Origin of the sequence: Crossiella sp. CA-258035 (assembly GCF_030064675.1) — a bacterium.
Taxonomy (GTDB): domain Bacteria; phylum Actinomycetota; class Actinomycetes; order Mycobacteriales; family Pseudonocardiaceae; genus Crossiella.
This window is the reverse complement of record NZ_CP116413.1, coordinates 954272-970327: the sequence shown is the minus strand read 5'-3', so window position 1 is coordinate 970327 and position 16056 is coordinate 954272. Positions and strand designations below refer to the sequence as shown.

The window sequence follows — 16056 nt, the reverse complement described above, 5'->3', positions numbered from 1 at the left end:
AGCCCGGTCGAGCGGTCTGCGGGGAGGAGTCAGGACGTGGCGGAGCTGCCCCTGGTGTCGGTGGTGGTGGTCAACTACCGCGGCGCCGAGGACACCATCACCTGCCTGCGGGCGTTGCGCGAACAGCTGGACTACCCGGCTGACCGCCTGCAACTGATCTGCGTGGACAACGCCTCCGGCGACGGTTCCGCCGAGCGGATCGAGGCCGAGGTCGAGGGCGTCATGCTGGTCCGGGCGCCGGGCAACCTGGGCTTCGCCGGGGGCTGCAACCTCGGCGTCGAGCACTCGCACGGCGAGGTGCTGGCCTTCCTCAACAACGACGCCCGGCCCGACCCGCAGTGGGTGCGCGCGGCGGTGCAGGTGCTGCGCGCCGACCCGACCGTGGGCGCGGTGGCCAGCAAGGTGCTCGACTGGGAGGGCACGGCCATCGACTTCGTCGACGGCGGGCTCACCTGGTTCGGCATGGGCTACAAGCGGCACGCCGGCGAGCCGGACGACGGCAGCCACGACGCGCCCAGGGACGTGCTCTTCGGCACCGGGTCCGCGATGTTCGTGCGGGCCAAGCTGTTCCGCGCGCTGCACGGCTTCGACGAGCGCTTCTTCATGTTCTACGAGGACGTCGACCTCGGCTGGCGGCTCAACCTGCGCGGCTGGCGGGTGCGCTACGAACCGGCCTCGCTGACCTACCACCGGCACCACGCCTCGATGTCCGGCGTGCACCCCGCCCGCGAGTACTACCTGCTGGAGCGCAACGCGCTCGCCATGCTCTACAAGAACCTCTCCGACGCCTCGCTGGCCAAGGTGCTGCCCGCCGCGCTCGCGCTGTCCGTGCGCCGCGCCACCGCCCGGGGCGAGCTGGACCCGACCCAGCTGGAGATCACCAGGCGACCGGCCGACCGGGCCGAGGACGACGCCCCGGTGCAGATCTCCAGGGAGACGCTGGCCGGTTTCCTGGCCATCGACCAGTTCGTCGAGCTGCTGCCCTCGCTCGGGACCTCCCGGGCGGCCGAGCAGGCGGCGCGGGTGGTCACCGACCACGACCTGCTCCCGTTGATGCGCAAGGCGATGGAGCCCGCCTACCCGCTGCCGCGCTACCTGGCCGCGCACGAGGTGCTGGTCAAGGCCTTCGGGCTGGACGAGGTGTTCGGGCGGCCACGGCGGATCCTGGTGATCACCGGCGACGTGGTGGCCGAGCGGATGGCCGGACCGGCGATCCGGGCCTGGAACATGGCGCTGACCCTCTCCGCCGAGCACGAGGTGCGGCTGGTCAGCATCAACAAGAGCTTCGCCCCGCCCGCCGCGCCGTTCGCGGTTGTGCAGGCGCCGCAACGGGATCTGCCGCAGCACGTGGAGTGGGCCGACGTGGTGGTGCTGCAGGGCCATGTGCTGGAGCTGGTGCCCTCGTTGAAGCGCAAGGACTCCACCAAGATCGTGGTCTGCGACGTCTACGACCCGATGCACCTGGAGCTGCTGGAGCAGAGCAAGGACAGCGACGACGAGCGGCGGGCCAAGGACGTCGTCGGCGTCACCAAGGTGCTCAACAACCAGCTCCAGCGCGGCGACTTCTTCCTGTGCGCCTCCGAACGCCAGCGGCACTTCTGGCTGGGCAACCTGATGGCGCTGGGCCGCCTCACCCCCTCGCTCTACGACGCCGATCCGACCGTGCAGTCCCTGCTCGCGGTGGCCCCCTTCGGCCTGCCGGGCAAGCCGCCGGAGCGCACCGGCCGCGGCATCCGGGGGGTGGCGCCCAACATCGGCGAGACCGACAAGGTGGTGCTCTGGGCCGGTGGCGTGTACAGCTGGTTCGACCCGCTGACCCTGATCCAGTCGGTGGAGCTGTTGCGGCACAAGCGGGATGACCTGCGGCTGTTCTTCCTCGGCATGCGCCACCCCAACCCGGACGTGCCGGAGATGGGCATCACCGCGGACACCCGGCGGCTGGCCCACCAGCTCGGCCTGGTCAACCGGCACGTGTTCTTCAACGAGAGCTGGGTGCCCTACCACCAGCGGCAGAACTTCCTGATGGACGCCGACTGCGGGGTCACCACGCACTTCGAGCACGTGGAAACCACCTTCGCCTTCCGCACCAGGGTGCTGGACTACCTGTGGGCCGGGCTGCCGATCGTGACCACCGACGGCGACGCCTTCGCCGACCTGGTGCGCGCCGAGGGCCTCGGCCTGGTCGTGCCTGCCGAGGACCCCGAAGAGCTGGCCGAGGCGCTGGACCTGGTGCTCTACGACACCGAGTTCGCCGCGGCCTGCCGGGAGCGGATCGCCGGTGTGCGCGAGGAGTTCACCTGGGAGAACGCGCTGGCGCCGCTGGTGGAGTTCTGCCGCAACCCGCGCCCGGCCGCCGACCGGCTCTCCGCCAGCGCGCCGCTGACCAGGACGCCGCCGCTGAACTCCGGGCAGAAGCTGCGCCGGGACCTCGGCCTGTTCCGGGAGTACCTCAACGCCGGTGGCGCGGGCGAGGTGGCCCGCAGGGCCGGTGGGCGACTGGCGCGGCTGGCCAAGGACCGGCTGCGCGGCGGGGACGAGAAGAGCCAGTGAGAGGAAACGCTGACGTGAAGCCGCTCCGGGTGCTGCTGGACGGCAACCCGCTGCTCGGGGACCGGACCGGCGTCGGCCGGTACACCGCCGCACTGGCCGAGGAGCTCGCCTCGATGTCCACTGTGGACGTTCGCGCGGTGGCCTTCACCCTGCGCGGCTGGCGGGCGCTGCGCTCGGCCGTGCCGCACGGGGTGCGCGCCCGCGGCCTGCCGGTGCCCGCGCGGCTGCTGCGCGCGGCCTGGCTGCGCTCGCCGCTGCCGCCGATCGAGGTCTTCGCCGGGTTCACCGACGTGGTGCACGCGACCAACTTCGTGCTGCCGCCCTCACTGCGGGCCGGCAGCGTGCTCACCGTGCACGACCTGGCCTTCCTGGACGCGCCGGAGGAGATCCCGTCCTCCGAGGTGGACCTGCCGGAGCTGGTCCGCCGCTCGGCCAAGCGCGCCGACGTGGTGTGCACGCCGACCCGGGCGGTGGCCGAGACGGTGACCGAGCGGCTGGGCGTGCCCCGGGAGCGGATCCGGGTCACCCCGCTCGGCGTGGACCCGGCCTGGTTCGTGGCCAGGGCGCCGAGTGAGAACCTGCGCCGCCGCCTCGGCCTGCCCGCGGAGTACCTGCTCTTCGTCGGCGCCGATGGCCCGCGCAAGGGCCTGGCCAGCCTGGTCGCCGCGCACGCCGCCGATCCGGAGCTGCCGCCGCTGGTGCTGGTCGGGCCCGGCACCGACCACATCGGCGGGACCAACCGGGTGATCCGCACCGGCTACCTCTCCGAGCTGGACCTGCGCCGGGTGGTGGCCGGGGCCGCACTGCTGGTGCTGCCCTCCCGGGACGAGGGCTTCGGTCTGCCGGTGCTGGAGGCGATGGCCTGCGGCGTGCCGGTGGTGTGCTCGGACGTGCCCGCACTGCGCGAGGTGGCCGGCGGCCTGGCCACCCTGGTGCCGGTCGGCGACGTGGAGGCGCTCACCGTCGCGCTGTCGTCCACAATGGACGATGGGGTGGCCTCGGACACGCTGGCCAAGCGCCGGGCGCACGCCTCGGAGTTCACCTGGCGGCGCTGCGCGGAGGAGACCGTGGCGGCCTACCGGCAGGCCGCCGGGCGCTGAGTCCGGAGCCCGTCAAACGGGTGTGTGACAGGGTTGTCACGACGGAGTAACCCGTTGCTCCAAACGCGTTCCGCGCACGGGAAAGTCCTCGTGAGCGGGGCGGGATGCTGCCAGCATGGAGACCATGACCCCAGGCGAGGAAGCCGAGTCGGCGCTCAAGGAGCTGCACGCCTCCCTCGACGAGCGGCGCCGGCCCGAGGACGTCGCCGAACTGGTGCTCCAGGCGCTCGGCCCCCGGCTGAGCGCCGAGGAGGCCGCGCTGCTCGGGGTCGCCGCGGCCAAGGGACGCGGCAACGGCTACTTCTCCTCGATGCCGGAGGACTTCGCCCGCCCGGTCGGCGGCACCGCCCAGCTCGCTTGCGCGGCAAAGGTTTTCGGCCTGGACAGACCACCCGCGGTGAACCCGGACGACCCGCAGGCGCTGCGCGCGGTGGCCAACTCCCTCGGCGAGGCCATCGGCTGGCACACCGACCGGGCTGACTTCCTGGCCCACCGGCTGGACCGGCAGGAACGGCAGCGGGCCGGGATGGAGCTGACCGCGCGGCAGTACAACCGGCGCTGGCGGGCGCTGCACCGGCTGGCCGCCAAGGCCAAGCAGCTGGAACACGAGCAGTTCAAACGGCGGCTGGTGATGCTGGGCCGCTCCGGTTTCGCCGGCCAACTGGACTTCGACCGCTTCCGCGCCGATGAGAACGCGGCCTGCTTCATCGCCTACTACACCGCCCGCCGCAACCTGCGCCGCGAGTTCTCCCTGTCCGGCCGGGCCAACCCGTTCGACCAGATCGCCGACGCGCTGCTGGCCCGCTGCGAACGCGGCGGCGCGGACACCGACTGGGCGATGATCGCGCTCGTCCTGCCCAGCCAGGAGGTGCTGGAACGACTCGACGACGCCCAGCGCGGCGAGCTGCTCGGCCGCTGGTCCGCGGTGATGCACCAGGCGGCCACCCTGCTGGGACGGATGTGGCGCACCGGCGGTTTTGACCGCGTGCGGATGGTTGTGCGCAGAGGCAACGACTCCAGCACCTGGAACCTGCTCGCCCAGGGCTACAACGCCGCCCGCGCCGCCTGGCTGTCCTGCCTGGCCGCCACCGGCACCGAACGCCTGCTGGACATCGCCTGCCCCGGCAAGGCCATGCGGCTGATGGCCGCCGACCTGGTGCAGTGGCACGCGGCGGGGGCTGAGCTGTCCCCCGACACCGCGGTGTGGGCCGGGCTGCCGCTGCCGTGGGACGTGCTGGACGGGCACGTGGAATGTGGGCGGGCCAAGGTCGAGGAGGTCTGCGCGAGGGTCGGACTGGACCCGCGGCTCTCCGGCTGGACCGCGCCCCGGCCGGTCGGCGACGTGGCCGAGTTCGCGCCGACGCCGGAGCTGGTGCACGGGGTGAGCATCGCGGATCCGGCCTGGGCGCAGGTGCTGCGGCGGTCCGGGTTCTTCAGCGGGCGGCCGATCGGGCGAAAACCTGGCGCGGCCGAGTAGGGCTGTGCGACTGTGGATGTTCGACTCGCTGTAGCTCAGTGGTAGAGCGCTCGGCTCTCAGGACCGAGTAGTCACCGGTTCGAGCCCGGTCAGCGAGGCTGGCACATTGGCGTGCTCCGCACGCGGGATTTTTTCGCTCTTGAGTCGCCTCGTCGTGCATCCGCCGCACGCGAAGCAAGCTTCGGATGCGTCGGACGCACGACAAGGCGACGCGAAAAAATCAACCCCACCGCTGGGTCAAGAGCCCGCCGTGTCGCTGGCGCGCCACGCCTCTTCGCAAGAAGTTGTCGCTGGGTTTCTGGTCGCGGACCGTTACTCCGGGTTGATCAGTAGGCAGCCGCTGGGGTGGACTGTGGCGGCGTGGTCTGGTTGGACGAGGGTTGTTGAGTCTGGTTCTACGATCAGGGCTGGGCCGCTGATCACGTTGCCTGCCAACAGCTTTGCTCGGTCGTAGACGTCTGCTGCTACCAGGGTGGCGTCGACCATGATCTTCTTGGTGCGGAGCAGGGCGTCTGGGATCGGTTTTTTCCTGCCTGGCAGGGGCTCGTGGGTGAGCAGGGGTGGGCGGGGGCCGCGGACGATCACCCGGAGTTCCACGATCTCCGCGTCTGGGGCGATGCCCAGGGCGGATCGCGGGTCTGCCGCTGCGAGCACTGATTCGCCCAGGTCTGTCAGTAGGTCTGTGGTGCGGCCGCTGGGGTGGCGGAGGGTGATGTCCGCTTGGGCGCAGAGGCGGTCTCTTGGGACTCCCCTGGTGGCCAGGCGGTCGGCTGCGGAGGTGAGGAGGTCGGCCAGGACCGCGCGGAGGCGGGCTGGGCCGATGCCGGTTAGGCCGGGGGCGGCTACTACCTCTTCGCTGGGTTCGGTGGTGGCCAGGCCGTGGGCGGCCAGGGTGCCGGGGGACGGGGGCACGATGACCGGCCAGGTGCCGGTGATGCGGGCCAGGGCGTTGGCGTGCAGGGGGCCCGCGCCGCCGAAGACGACCAGGGGGAAGTCCTTGGGGTCGTGGCCGTTGCGGACGCTGACCAGGCGGAGGGCGCGGAAGAGCTTGTCGTTGACCATGGCCAGGACCTCGCCCGCGGCGCGCTCGGGGCTGGGCAGGGCCAGGGCGTCGGCGAGGGCCGCCACTGCCTTGCGGCCGCCTTCGGGGTCCAGGCGGATGCGGCCGCCCGCGATGGCTTCTGGCAGGTAGCCCAGGGCCAGGTTGACGTCGGTGACGGTGGGTTTGGTGCCGCCGTTGCGGTAGGAGATCGGGCCAGGGCGGGCGCCGGCGGAGGCCGGGCCGATGCGCAGTTCCATGGTGCTCTTGGACACCCGGACCAGCGAGCAGCCGCCGAGTGCAACCGTATGCACGTCGACCCCGGTGGAGCGCACGGTGAGGTCGCCGACGGCGGTCTGGCGGTCGATCCGCGGTCGTCCGTTCTGCACCAGTGCGACGTCGGCGGAGCTGCCGCCCAGGTCCAGGCTGAGGAAGTCGGTGTACCCGGCCAGTCCGGCGAAGTGGGTGGCTCCGCGCAGGCCGCCCGCGCGGCCGGAGGACAGCGCGGCGATCGGGCGTTCCGCGGCGTGGCCGGCCGCGGTGGCGCGGCCGTCGTTGCGCAGCACCGAGATCCGGGCGGTGATCCCGGCCGAGGCCAGCGCGGCCTCCAGGTCGCGGACCACCCTGGTGGCCTGGGGGCGCAGGTAGCTGTTGACCACCGCGGAGACCGTGCGCTCGTACTCCCGCGGCTCGGCGATCACGTGCGCGGACAGCGAGACCGGCACCCCTGGCAGCTCCTCGGCGGCCAGCCTGCCCAGCAGCCGCTCGTGCCGGTCGTTCGCCCCGGCGTTGAGCAGCGAGATGGTCAGCGCCTCCACCCTGGCCGCGCGCAGGCGGCGCAACGCGATCCGGGCCGCGCCGGTGTCCAGCGGCACCACCACCACGCCGTCCGCGCCGATCCGCTCGACCACCTCGACCGTGTCCTCCGGCCTGGCCAGCGGTTCGGCCGCGTAGCTGCGGGCCAGTTGCAGCACCTGGCGGAAGCCGCTGGTGGTGACCAGCCCCACCCGCGCGCCGCTGCCCTGCAGGATGGCGTTGCTGGCCACGGATCCGCCGTGCAGCACGTGGTTGATCAGCTTGGGGTCTGCCCCTGCCGCGCGGCAGGTGTCCCTGATGCCGTTGAGCACGGCCACCGCGAGGTTGTGCGGCGTGGTCGGGGTCTTGGCCCGGAAGGCCGCGCCGGTGCGCTCGTCGACCAGCAGGACGTCGGTGAACGTGTCCCCGACGTCGACCCCGAGCCGAAAGCCCCCCACCGAGTTCTCCTTGTGCCCCACCCTGTCGCCGTCCTTGTCCCAGGACACTAGATGACCCTACGCGCGTGCCGCGCGCGGACTTCCGCCGCCAGGCCCAACCGGTCTACCTGGTATGCGCCCGCAGCAGCACCCGCTTGGCGGCCAGCACGTGCGCGCGCATCACCGCCTCCGCCCAGTCCGGATCGCCCTCGGTCAGCGCGTCCACCAGTTCGCGGTGGTGGGACAGGCTGCGGGCCAGCTCCGCGGGCTGGTAGCGGTGGAAGGTGCGCAGCACCAACGGCATCTCGATCACCGTGGTCAGCATGGTGAGCACCCGGGGACTGGCCGCGGCCGCGCCGATGATGGCGTGGAACTCGCAGTTCGCCTCGGCCACCCGCGCCAGGTCCTGCCCCGGCCCCGGCGCCGCGGTGGCCGCCATCGTGTCGCGCAGCTGGGCCAGCCTGGCCAGCGCGACCTGGCTGATCCGGCTGGCGGCGCGCCTGGCCAGGAAGGACTCCAGCAGCATCCGCAGGTCGTAGAGCTCCTCCACGTCCGCTCGGGTCCACTGGGCCACCCGCGCGCCCCGGTGCGGCTCCAGCTCGACCAGGCCCTCGACCTCCAGCCGCCGCAACGCCTCCCGCACCGGGGTGCGGGACAGGCCGAGGCCCTCGGCCAGGTCCACCTCGCCGAGGCGTTCGGTCGGCTCGTAGGTGCCGTCCAGGATGCCCGCGCGCAGGGTCTGGTACGCCTTCTCCGCCGCCAGCGCCACCGGTCACGCTCCGAAATGCAAGCTGCATCATTTTGTATGCAAACTAGAGCGATGCGGCAACTTGACACAAGTTGCCAGCGCCTGGATGCTCCGCTCGAACTTCCACTTTGTATACATGGAGCCGTCCTTGCACGCTGTTGAGCTGGTCGAGGTCGCCCCGAGGGACGAACTGGCGGGCGGCGGTCTCGCGCTGTCCGTGGTGGACACCGTCGAGCTGGTGGAATGCCTGGCCGAGCTGGCCGAGGTGACCAAGGCCGGGGTGCGGGTGCTGGACGTCTCCACCGGTGGCTTCGGCGGCTGCCGGTTCGCCCCTGGCGCGGCCGGCAACATCGCCACCGAAGATGTGGTTTACGCCTTGGAGCGGATGGGTATGAGCACCGGTGTGGACATGATCGCGGTGACCGACACGGCTGGCTGGCTCGCCCAGCGCCTCGGCAGGCCCGCGCCCGCGCTGCTCGGCCGCGCGGGAACGTTCCCGCCGACCCTCTGACCGCCCGGCCGGCGCCTGACCCCCAGGGGCGCCGGTCGGGCCCCTTGTGGGCTCAGCCAGCCGCCACGCGCAGCTTGACCCCGCGCCGCGCCGAGTACCAGAGCACCACGCCCAGCATCAGCAGCGGCGTCACCCAGGGCAGGAACAGCCCCAGCGCGAAGGCCAGCACCGGCACCGCGCTGGCCGCGTAGACGTGTGCGACCGGAGCCGAGGGCAGCTTGCCGGGCGGGGTCCACGGCGACCGCTTGCCCGGCTTGGCCACCGAAAGCCAGGCCTGGAAGGCGAATCCGCCCGCCATCAGCGCCGAGGCCACCGCCAGCCACACCGCGGGCCCGGTCCCGCCGGACTCCGCCGCGCGCACCGACTCGTGCAGGTTGCCGCTGAGGATGAAGATGCCGACGTAGAGCTGCGCCAACGTGATCACGAACTTGGTCAGCACCCACCAGTGCCGGAAGTAGCCCCACGGGGTCAGCGCGGAGAGCATGAACCCGGTGAAGGCCGAGGTCTCGCCGAGGATCTGCAACAGCTGGACGTCGAGCACCTCTGCCATCCGGAAGGCGGCCAGCCGCAGCCCCGGCTCCGCGCCGATGCCGTAGCTGATCAGCACGCACAGGGTCAAGGCCAGCGCCAGCCAGCCCACCGAACTGAGCACGTGCAGCCACACCAACAGGTTCCGCGCTCGCTGCGCGCCCGATTTCGCCATGCTCCCAGCGTCATCGCGCCGGGGCCCCGGGACATCCGGCCCATCCCCGACCACTCCCCCGACCCGGCCACAACACCCGCCGTACGCCCGGCGTACGACGGGTGTCGTACGGAGGTCAGGGGGTGCGGAACTGCTCGCCGCGTTCGGCGAAGGCCGCGGCCAGCGCCTCGCGCCACGGCCGCAGCGGCGTCAGACCTGCCGACTCCCAGGACTTCGGCGACAGCACCGAGTACGGCGGGCGCTTGACCGGGCTGGGGAACTCCGCCGAGGTGCACGGTTTCACCCGCGCCGGATCCGCGCCCAGCTCCTCGAAGATGGCCTGGGTGAAGCGGTACCAGCTGGTCTCCCCGCCGCCCGCGCAGTGCAGCAGCCGCTGCTCCGGCGGGTTCGGGCCGACCGCCAGCTCGGCCAGCCGGAGCAGTCCGGCGGCCAGGTCCGCGGTCCAGGTCGGGCAGCCCACCTGGTCGTCCACCACGGACACGGTGTCCCGGCTGGACTCCAGCCGGACCATGGTGCGCACGAAGTTCTTGCCGGTCTCGCCGTAGACCCACTGGGTGCGCACCACCCAGCCCTGGGCGCCGGACTCCAGCACCGCCCGCTCACCGGCCAGCTTGGTCCGCCCGTAGGCCGACCGCGGGCCGGTGGCGTCGCTGGGCTCGTACGGCCGGGTGCTGTCGCCGGGGAAGACGTAGTCGGTGGAGAGGTGGATCAGCGGCACATCCCTTGCCGCACAAGCCTTCGCGAGCAGGCCGGGGCCGGTGCCGTTGATCGCCAGCGCGCGGTCCTCGTCGGTCTCGGCGGCGTCCACCGCGGTGTAGGCGCCCGCGCTGATCACCACCGGCCGCAGCCCGGTGTCCCTTGCCCCGCAAGCGATCCCGTGCACCGCGTCCTCGACCGCGTCCGGCTCGCTGACGTCCAGCTCGGCCGAGCCGGGCGCGTGCACCAGCCAACTGTCCTTTGTGGAGGCAAGCCTGGCCAGGTCGTGACCGAGCTGGCCGCGGCCGCCGGTGACGAGCAGTCCGAGTCCGGGCACCGGCTCAGCCCTTGGCCAGTTCGGCGCGCTGCTTGAGCGGCTCCCACCAGGCGCGGTTGTCCCGGTACCAGGCCACGGTCTGGGCCAGGCCGTCGGCGAAGGGCACCTGCGGCGCGTAGCCCAGCTCGGTGCTGATCTTGGTGATGTCCACCGAGTAGCGGCGGTCGTGGCCCTTGCGGTCGGTGACCGGAGTCACACTGTCCCAGTCGGTGCCGGTGGCCTCCAGCAGCAGGCCGGTCAGCTCCTTGTTGGTCAGCTCGGTGCCGCCGCCGATGTTGTAGATCTCACCCGCGCGCCCGCCCTCGGCGACCAGCTGGATGCCGCGGCAGTGGTCGTCCACGTGCAGCCAGTCGCGCACGTTGAGGCCGTCGCCGTAGAGCGGCACCTTCTTGCCGTCGATGAGATTGGTCACGAACAGCGGGATGACCTTCTCCGGGAACTGGTACGGACCGTAGTTGTTCGAGCACCTGGTGACGCAGACCGGCAGGCCGTGCGTGCGGAAGTAGGAGCGGGCCAGCAGGTCCGAGCTGGCCTTGGAGGCCGAGTACGGCGAGTTGGGCTCCAGGATGTGCTCCTCGGTCCAGGAGCCGGTCTCGATGGAGCCGTACACCTCGTCCGTGCTGACGTGCACGAACCGGCCGACGTTGGCCTCCAGCGCGCCCTGCAACAGGGTCTGCGTGCCCAGCACGTTGGTCAGCACGAAGTCGGCCGCGCCCAGGATGGACCGGTCCACGTGCGACTCGGCCGCGAAGTGCACCACCACGTCCTGGCCGGACATGAGCTTGCGCACCAGCTCGGGGTCGCAGATGTCACCTTCGACGAAGGTCAGCCGGGGGTCCTCCGCCACCGGCGCGAGGTTGGTCCTGGTGCCCGCGTAGGTCAGCTTGTCCAGCACGGTCACCTCCGCCTCGGCGAACGCCGGGTACGCGCCGCCGAGCAGCTGGCGCACGTAGTGGGAGCCGATGAACCCGGCACCGCCTGTGACCAGAACCTTCATCCGTATCCTCCCCAAAACCCTGCCGCGCGATCTGGCGCCAATCCGGTCGCAGTCTGTCACGAGTAGCAACCAGGAAACTGTCTGATGCGTCCACGTTATGTCGGCGACCGGCGAACGGGGCGCCGCACCACCGATAATCTGGTGCGATTCAACCGGGAGGAGAACGGAGTTGGACGACCGGCCCCAGCGGCCCGGCGACCCTTATGGCCGCCCCCGCCGCCCCGCGCCGCCTGCCAGCCAGGGCGACCGGAGACGTCCAGCCCCGGAACCGGGTGCGGCACGTCAGGGAGGCGGCCGTCCGGCACCGCGGGAACAGGCCAGATCCCGCCCGGCTGACCCCGCCAAGGCAGCCCCGAAGCTCTCCGCCCAGGCACAGGGCAAGCGGCAGGCGCTGCGCGCGGCCAAGACCGTGGTCGCGATCACCTCGGCCACCGTGCTGCTGGTCGCCGGGTTCGCCTACGGCAAGCTCGGCGACCTGCAGGACGGGCTCACCAAGAACGACGTGATCGAGAAGCGGACCGGCACCGCGGCCGACGGCGCCACCGACATCCTGCTGGTGGGCAACGACTCCCGGGTGGACGCGCAGGGCAACCCGCTGCCCAAGGCGATGCTCCAGGAGCTGCGCGCCGGCGACAACGAGGGCCACCTCACCGACTCGCTGATCCTGATCCGCATCCCCAACGACGGCAGCAAGGCCAGCGCGATGTCCTTCCCGCGCGACTCCTACGTCGAGGTGCCCGGCCACGGCAAGAACAAGGTCAACTCCGCCTACGCCTTCGGCCGCAACGCCGCGCTCAAACAGCTGCGCAACTCCGGCAAGAGCAAGCCGGAGCAGGAGCGCGAGGCCAACACCGCGGGCTCCAAGGTGCTGATCAAGACCCTGGAGAACCTCTCGGGGGTGGACATCGACCACTACGCCGAGGTGAACCTGCTCGGCTTCTACGAGATCACCAAAGCCGTCGGCGGCGTGGACGTGTGCCTGAACAAGGCCACCAAGGACGAGAAGTCCGGCGCGAACTTCAAGGCAGGCCCGCAGACCATCTCCGGCGGCGACGCGCTGGCCTTCGTCCGTCAGCGCTACGGCCTGCCGCGCAGCGACCTGGACCGGGTGGTGCGCCAGCAGGTGTTCATGGCCGGCCTGGCAAAGAAGATCCTCTCCGGCGGCACGCTGACCGACAGCACCAAGCTGACCAACTTGATCGAGGCGCTGAAGAAGTCGATCGTGCTGGACCAGCACTGGGACGTGATCGCCTTCGCCCAGCAGATGCAGGGCATGGCGGGCGGCCGGATCAGCTTCGAGACCATGCCGGTGGGCGACTCGATCAAGAGCCCGGACGGGCAGGACGTGTTCAGCGTCAACCCGGCGAAGGTCAAGGAGTTCGCCAAGCAGCTGATCACCGGCGGCCCGGCCGCGCCACCCAGCACCACCACCCCCTCCAGCACCGGCGGCAGCGGCCCTGACACCACGGCGGTCAAGGTGGACGTGTTCAACACCACGACCACCACCGGCCTGGCCACCAAGGTGCAGGACGCGTTGGCGGCCAAGGGATTCCCCAAGGGCAAGAGCGACAACGCGCCGGCCAGGGCGAAGACCGTGGTGCGCTACGCCAAGGGCGAGAAGGCCAACGGGGACAAGGTCGCCGCCGCGCTGGGCGGGGTTGCGGCGGAGGAGAACTCGAAGGTGGTCGCGGGCACCGTGGAGGTCTACCTCGGCAAGGACTACAAGGGCCCCGGCAGGAACGGCCTGGCCGCCACCGGCCCCGTATCACTCGATGGGGTGGACTCGGTCGGCCCAGCCGCCGCACCGGGCAATGAGCCGATCACGGCCGAGGGTGTCACCTGCGTGAACTAGGCTGGCGACGGGGGAAATCAGCACGTTCAACAGGGAGGCGGGGACGTGGAGGAGCAAGGACCACGTCCGAACCAGGACGGCGCGCGAGCGTCGGCCGGGGACAGGGAAACCGAAGCGGACACCACGGCGGCCGGGCGGGCCGCCGAGCACGAGCAGCAGGAGGACGACGCGTCGGCAGCCGGGCGGGCCGCCGAGGCGAGCGACGGTGCCGAGGTCGCCGGGCACGCCACCGACGCCGAAGTGGCCGAGCGGGCCGCCGAAGCGCGCGACGAGACCCCGGCCGATGACGACCCGCGCGACGGCGACGCGACCGGTCTGGCCGCGGCAGCCGTTGGGCCGCAACCGAAGTGGGCCCCGCTGGACGGCGCCGAGCCGCCCGCCGCGCCCCGGCGCCGCAGCCGGTGGAAGACCGCGGGACTGGTCTCGGCGCGCACCGTCGCCGCGCTGCTCTCGGTGGCGGTGCTCACCGCGACCGGGATCAGCTGGGCCACGGTGTCGCGGATCGAGGACAACGTCACCACCACCGACCTGATCACCGAGCTCGGCCAGGCGCCGAACGCGCCGGAGGCCAAGGACGGGGCCACCGACATCCTGCTGGTGGGCAGCGACAGCCGCACCGACGCCGAGGGCAATCCATTGCCCGCCGGGCTGTTGAAGAAGCTGCGCACCGAGGCCAACGACGGCGGGGTGAACACCGACACCATCATCGTGCTGCGGGTGCCTGACGACGGCCGCAGGGCCACCGCCATCTCCATCCCGCGCGACACCTACACCACGGTGCCCGGCATCGGCGAGGAGAAGATCAACTCCGCCTACGCCAGGGGCAAGAACCGGCGGATCGACCAGCTCAAGGCCGAGGGTGTGCGCGACCACGCGCGGCTGGACAAGGAGTCGCACCAGGGCGGGCGGCTGGCGCTGGCGCAGACCGTGCAGGAGCTGACCGGGCTGCGCATCGACCACTACGCCGAGGTCAACCTCTACGGCTTCTACCTGCTCACCGAGGCGGTCGGCGGGGTGGACGTGTGCCTGCGCCGCTCCACCAGCGACCCGGACTCCGGGGCCAGCTTCCGGGCCGGGCCGCAGACCATCTCCGGCGGTGACGCGCTGGCCTTCGTCCGGCAGCGCAACGGGTTGCCGCGCAGCGACCTGGACCGCATCGTGCGCCAGCAGGTGTTCATGGCCTCGGTGGTGAACAAGATCCTCTCCTCCGGCACGCTGACCAACCCGGGCAAGCTGGGCGCGCTGATGGAGGCGGCGAAGAAGTCGATCGTGATGGACGCGGGCTGGGACCCGCTGCGCTTCGCCCAGCAGATGCAGGGCCTGGCAGGCGGCAACGTGGAGTTCCGCACCATCCCGGTCACCGGCGTGGGCGCCCGCAACGACCGCGGCCAAAGCATCGTCACCGTGGACCGGGAACAGGTCCGCTCGTTCGTGGCCGGGCTGACCAAGCCGGAGCCGCCGCCGTCGACCTCGCCACCTGCGCGGTTGGGCGGGCCGGGGCAGGTGCGTTTGGATGGAGCGGTCGGCGAGCCCGCCCGGCGGCAGCCGGTGGAGGCGGACGAACCGATCACCGCCAACGGTGTCCGCTGCGTGTACTGAGGGATTGGCACCATGAGCATCACCGAGAAGCTGTTCCGCCCGCTGCTGCGTGCCGACCCGGCGCGGCCGCTGATCACCTACTACGACGACGCGACCGGCGTCCGGATCGAGCTGTCCAGGGCCACCATGGCCAACTGGGCCAGCAAGACCGCGAACTGGCTGCGCGACGAGCTGGACGTGGAGGCGGGCACCCCGGTCGGGGTGCTGCTGCCGACGCACTGGCAGACCGTCGGGGTGCTGCTGGGCTCCTGGTGGTGCGGGGCGAGCGTGCGGTTCGACCCGGCTGGCACCGAGGTCTGCTTCACCGGTCCCGGCGGGGACGCGCCCGGCGCGCGCACGGTGGCGGCGGCCTCGCTGGACCCGATGGGCCGGGGTCTCGGCGACACCCCGCCCGGGGTGCTGGACTACATCTCCGAGGCCCGCGTGCACGGGGACGACTTCCTGCCCTACGACGAGGTGCCCGGCGACACGCCCGCCCTCGGAGAGTCCACTGTGGACGAACTTCTGGACCTGGCGGCCAAGCGCGCGGCCGAACTCGGTTTCGGCCCCGAGGACCGCGTTCTGTCCACTGTGGACTGGAACACCGGCGCGGGCGTGCTGGACGGGTTGCTCGCGGTGCTGGCGGGCGGCGGCTCGCTGGTCCAGTGCGTGCACCTGGACGAGAGCAAGCTCGCCGCCCGCAAGGACACCGAGCGGATCACCCGCGAACTTCGTTAGGCGGCAACGGGATGGCGGCGTCGGCGGTAGTAGCTGCCGACGCCGACCTCGCCGCCGGCGAAGCCCAGCGCCAGCGAGGTGCAGGCCAGCACCAGCTGGTACTCGTAGCCGCCGTTGTGGATCCAGAACCCGTTCTTGGCCGTGACGAACAGGATGCCGAGCACCGAGACGATCGCCAGCAGCACGCCGATCAGCGGCAGCGCCACACCCAGGATGAACAGCGCGCCGCCGATCAGCTCGACCAGCGCGGTGAACCAGGCCATGAACTCAGGTACCGGGTAGCCGGCCTTGCTGAAGTTGGCCACGGTCGCGTCCATCCCGGCGACCATCAGCTTGTGCCAGCCGTTGAGGATGAACACCAGGCCGACCGCGATACGGCCGAGCAGCAACGCGAAACCCGCTGAGCGCACCATCGTCAGGCTCCTTCGCTCGAAGAGGGGAGTTCCGGCTACCGGAGTTCCCCGTCACACGAGCGAGTGAACGCGGATGCGTCAGCGG

Annotated in this window: 13 protein-coding genes and 1 tRNA gene; 8 read left to right on the top strand and 6 right to left on the bottom strand. The window is 71.6% G+C overall.

Annotated elements, in window-relative coordinates:
- Positions 1–36 precede the first annotated feature (36 nt).
- The 4 genes from N8J89_RS04710 (at position 37) to N8J89_RS04695 (ending at position 5225) form a co-directional block, all read left to right on the top strand.
- Positions 37–2550 carry a glycosyltransferase gene (locus N8J89_RS04710; protein WP_283663128.1) on the top strand — a complete coding sequence of 838 codons (2514 nt, stop codon included), beginning with the start codon at positions 37–39 and terminating at the stop codon, positions 2548–2550.
- Positions 2551–2564: 14 nt separating this feature from the next.
- Positions 2565–3650 (top strand): glycosyltransferase family 4 protein, encoded by a 1086-nt coding sequence (locus N8J89_RS04705; RefSeq protein ID WP_283663127.1) that lies wholly within the window; start codon positions 2565–2567, stop codon positions 3648–3650.
- A gap of 115 nt (positions 3651–3765) precedes the next feature.
- Positions 3766–5127, top strand: coding sequence for a hypothetical protein (locus N8J89_RS04700; RefSeq protein ID WP_283663126.1), 1362 nt, complete (start codon positions 3766–3768; stop codon positions 5125–5127).
- Positions 5128–5151: 24 nt separating this feature from the next.
- Positions 5152–5225 (top strand) — tRNA-Glu (locus N8J89_RS04695).
- A 214-nt stretch (positions 5226–5439) separates the two neighbouring features.
- Here N8J89_RS04695 and N8J89_RS04690 read toward each other — a convergent pair.
- Positions 5440–7419: a hydantoinase/oxoprolinase family protein gene (locus tag N8J89_RS04690; protein WP_283663125.1), complete on the bottom strand. Its 1980-nt coding sequence runs from the start codon at positions 7417–7419 to the stop codon at positions 5440–5442.
- Positions 7420–7522: 103 nt separating this feature from the next.
- Entirely contained in the window at positions 7523–8167 is a 645-nt protein-coding gene (locus N8J89_RS04685) for a GntR family transcriptional regulator (RefSeq protein ID WP_283663124.1), read from the bottom strand.
- Between the two features lie 127 nt (positions 8168–8294).
- On the opposite strand from N8J89_RS04685, the gene N8J89_RS04680 reads away from it, so the two are divergent.
- A complete protein-coding gene (locus tag N8J89_RS04680; RefSeq protein ID WP_283663123.1) occupies positions 8295–8657 on the top strand; it encodes a beta/alpha barrel domain-containing protein in 363 nt (120 codons plus the stop codon).
- A 52-nt stretch (positions 8658–8709) separates the two neighbouring features.
- On the opposite strand, the gene N8J89_RS04675 is transcribed toward N8J89_RS04680, so the two are convergent.
- The 3 genes from N8J89_RS04675 to rfbB all read right to left on the bottom strand — a co-directional run bounded on the left by N8J89_RS04675 (position 8710) and on the right by rfbB (position 11390).
- Positions 8710–9360 carry a hypothetical protein gene (locus tag N8J89_RS04675; RefSeq protein ID WP_283663122.1) on the bottom strand — a complete coding sequence of 217 codons (651 nt, stop codon included), beginning with the start codon at positions 9358–9360 and terminating at the stop codon, positions 8710–8712.
- A gap of 115 nt (positions 9361–9475) precedes the next feature.
- On the bottom strand, positions 9476–10393 hold the full coding sequence (gene rfbD, locus N8J89_RS04670) for a dTDP-4-dehydrorhamnose reductase (protein ID WP_283663121.1): 918 nt from the start codon (positions 10391–10393) through the stop codon (positions 9476–9478).
- Between the two features lie 4 nt (positions 10394–10397).
- The gene (gene rfbB / locus N8J89_RS04665) at positions 10398–11390 is read right to left on the bottom strand and encodes a dTDP-glucose 4,6-dehydratase (protein WP_283663120.1); all 993 of its coding nucleotides are present in this window, start codon (positions 11388–11390) and stop codon (positions 10398–10400) included.
- Between the two features lie 169 nt (positions 11391–11559).
- Between rfbB and N8J89_RS04660 the strand changes: the two genes are divergently transcribed.
- Genes N8J89_RS04660 through N8J89_RS04650 form a run of 3 tightly spaced genes read left to right on the top strand, consistent with a single transcriptional unit; the run spans position 11560 to position 15558 of the window.
- On the top strand, positions 11560–13242 hold the full coding sequence (locus N8J89_RS04660; RefSeq protein ID WP_283663119.1) for an LCP family protein: 1683 nt from the start codon (positions 11560–11562) through the stop codon (positions 13240–13242).
- 45 nt (positions 13243–13287) lie between these two features.
- Positions 13288–14841 (top strand): LCP family protein, encoded by a 1554-nt coding sequence (locus tag N8J89_RS04655; RefSeq protein ID WP_283663118.1) that lies wholly within the window; start codon positions 13288–13290, stop codon positions 14839–14841.
- Positions 14842–14853: 12 nt separating this feature from the next.
- Entirely contained in the window at positions 14854–15558 is a 705-nt protein-coding gene (locus tag N8J89_RS04650; protein WP_283663117.1) for a TIGR03089 family protein, read from the top strand.
- Here the strand turns inward: N8J89_RS04650 and N8J89_RS04645 are convergent.
- Complete coding sequence (locus tag N8J89_RS04645; RefSeq protein ID WP_283663116.1) at positions 15555–15971, bottom strand: DoxX family protein; 417 nt, start codon at positions 15969–15971, stop codon at positions 15555–15557. The two genes, N8J89_RS04650 and N8J89_RS04645, sit on opposite strands and share 4 nt — an antisense overlap.
- Positions 15972–16056 lie beyond the last annotated feature (85 nt).